We start from the raw sequence: 1,496 nt of genomic DNA, 5'->3' as shown, positions 1-1,496 counted from the left end.
TTTTGTCAGCAAGTCTTAGACCTGAAACAGCCTGGAATCAGGCTGTTGCACTCCCACTGTCAGAACGCCAACAAGCAGCAAACCGCAGCCCAGATTCCAATTCGATTATTTAGCCGAGGTCATTTGTGCCTCTCCTTGTAGTCTTCAATACCATCTTAGGATTCTAGCTATTCTGCAAGATTTCATTTTCTTTCCGTTCTCTCCGTTGACCCGACCATCTGATGCACAGCATCAGGACTGTCAGACGAAGAATCAAATAAACCAGACGAAAGATTTTCATCTTGCCAAGAGCAGACAAGAACTCCTCCCTTGCATGCTCGATTTCTTGATGTAACTGACTAACCGTTTTGCCTGTTTCCTCTTTAATAACAGCTGCATTTTTTGAAATCAAATAATAATCTTGGTCTAAAGTTGTGGTATAGGCTCTGGATATTGGTTCATCTAAGAAAAAATATACCCTATCAGCATACTTATCCTCAGACAGAGTATAGTAACTTTCATCTTCACTCTCCCATTTTTTAGGAAAACTAGTTATTCTAATATTTTCATAATCTAAATGCATAATTCCATCTAAAACATCATTAGTCCATTCTTCCGCGTAGTGGTAAAGCTTTACTTTTCTATTTACCATTGGCCAAACCATAACATACCGACTGTGCATGAATTCCTTGGTCAAGGCTGTGTTGCTAGCCAGACTGGTCGCACCTATCTCATATACTGACCAAATAAGCACCACGAGCATAAAGAAAGCTTGATTTGGTTTGTTTTTATAATAGTTTTTCATTCTTTTTAACATTTTACTCTCCGGTAGAAGGATTGGGTTTATTTAAATCCTTTTGGAAATGTTGGATAGCATTCATGAATTTTTCAAATGTTGATGATTGTTCACTAGAATTAGAAGAAACGTATAATTTATAAGTTTCCTCTAATTTCTTCATTCCTTTCATGTAATCTCCTTCTCCAATGTTTTGAACAAATTCATAAGCTCTATGGCCAGATGTTCTCTCGACACTATCGTAGTATGAGTTTGTAACATCAACAGCGCTATCTCCCTCTTCAATCTTTTCCAACCCCGTAAAATTATGCTGATTCTGAATGGCCTTCTGAATCGTATTTCGTATTAATCTCATCGTCTTTTAACCCATATTTTCTCAAAACAGATTTCATTCTATAATACCGACATTTATACCGTTTATCCCATTTGGGCTATATAATCCACCGACAATTTGCCAAGCTCCATAAGATTTATCGCCATAAGAGTAAGAAGCAACTATTTTAAAGAATTCTATATTTGCTTTCTTAGTCCCATATTTCTTTTCTATCATGTGATATAAATTTAGTAATATTTCTGATTCAGTTCGACTAAATCCATACTGTTGTCTAAGAGTCTGAATAAATTTCTCTTTTTTAGTTATTGGTATATACGTTTCAATCTCCTGCTCCTTCATCTTCTTAACCCAGCTCATATCCACTTTGTCAGCCACATAGCTGCCGTC

The 1,496-nt window shown here is 36.4% G+C and carries 2 protein-coding genes and 1 pseudogene; all 3 read right to left on the bottom strand.

What is annotated here, in order from left to right; genetic code table 11:
- Positions 1-163 precede the first annotated feature (163 nt).
- On the bottom strand, positions 164-796 hold the full coding sequence (locus STRDD11_RS13045; protein ID WP_128837662.1) for a hypothetical protein: 633 nt from the start codon (positions 794-796) through the stop codon (positions 164-166).
- Position 797: 1 nt separating this feature from the next.
- On the bottom strand, positions 798-1,070 hold the full coding sequence (locus tag STRDD11_RS14855) for a hypothetical protein (protein ID WP_241209467.1): 273 nt from the start codon (positions 1,068-1,070) through the stop codon (positions 798-800).
- Positions 1,071-1,163: 93 nt separating this feature from the next.
- Positions 1,164-1,496 (bottom strand): annotated as a pseudogene (locus tag STRDD11_RS14850) (ATP-binding protein); the annotation flags it as partial.

Source organism: Streptococcus sp. DD11 (genome assembly GCF_001578865.1).
Lineage (GTDB): Bacteria > Bacillota > Bacilli > Lactobacillales > Streptococcaceae > Streptococcus > Streptococcus panodentis.
The sequence above is the reverse complement of the archived record's forward strand: the minus strand, read 5'-3'. Positions and strand labels throughout refer to the sequence as shown.

Coding starts and splice junctions, on each gene's coding strand:
- STRDD11_RS13045 (WP_128837662.1), bottom strand. CDS start 796: ATGTTAAAAAGAATGAAAAACTATTATAAAAACAAACCAAATCAAGCT.